Below are 397 nucleotides of genomic sequence, written 5' to 3' on the forward strand. Positions count from 1 at the left end.
GCGGGGATGGCCGCCTGGAACTCCCCCTGGTAGGTCCACAGGGACAGCGGCTGGGTGCGCTTCTCGGAGCTCTGGGTGAGGATCAGCGGGAAGAGGAAGTTGGTCCAGCTGTTCAGCGCGTTGTAGCCGCCCACGGTGGTGACGGCGGGCATGCTCAGCGGCAGGACGAGCGTGCGGAACACCTTCCAGTCCCCGGCCCCGTCGAGGGTCATGGACTCGTAGAGCTCGTTGGGGATGTCGCGCATGTAGTTGGTCAGGATCAGGACCGTGATCGGGATCCCGGAGGCGATGCCGGGCAGGATCAGCGCCGCCAGGGTGTCGTAGAGGCCCAGCTGCACGATGAGCAGGTAGATCGGGATGATCGTGGCCTGGATCGGGATGGCGATGCCCAGCAGGA

The 397-nt window shown here is 66.0% G+C and carries 1 protein-coding gene; it reads right to left on the reverse strand.

Annotation, left to right across the window (positions count from 1 at the left end):
- The coding region (locus ACWCOM_RS18530; protein WP_454550210.1) for a carbohydrate ABC transporter permease at nt 1–397 on the reverse strand (397 nt) is incomplete at both ends.

The sequence above is a fragment of the Kocuria sp. KH4 genome, from assembly GCF_053711175.1.